This is a genomic window from Pseudoalteromonas sp. NBT06-2, assembly GCF_002276045.1.
Lineage (GTDB): Bacteria > Pseudomonadota > Gammaproteobacteria > Enterobacterales > Alteromonadaceae > Pseudoalteromonas.
The window spans coordinates 1-308 of sequence record NZ_NQMR01000458.1 but is presented as its reverse complement, the minus strand read 5'-3'; the positions used below and the strand labels follow the sequence as shown (position 1 = coordinate 308).

At 35.1% G+C, this 308-nt stretch carries 1 protein-coding gene; it reads right to left on the bottom strand.

All coding sequences use genetic code 11. The features are described from left to right. On the bottom strand, nucleotides 1–308 hold a 308-nt coding region (locus CJF42_RS26520), incomplete at both ends, for a group II intron maturase-specific domain-containing protein (protein WP_286203534.1).

Sequence of the window (308 nt, the reverse complement as noted above, 5' to 3'; positions counted from 1 at the left end):
AAGTAATAACCCCAACCACGTAAAAATTGTGTTAATTTATGAATTTGTCGTGTCATCGATATTCCCCAGTTCCGGTTGATGAGTTTCCTGACTTTCTCTTTAAATAATTTTAAAGCATTATCATGGATCTGCACTTGGCCATAATGGAAGGTAAAACCGAGAAACTTAGAGCCAGACACTGGGCCGACTCGACTTTTAGATTCATTGATAATCAATTTTAAACGCTTAGTGATGTAATTACTGATATCACTTTTGACTTGCTTACCTTGGCTTTTAGTTTTCACTAAAATGATAATATCATCGGCATA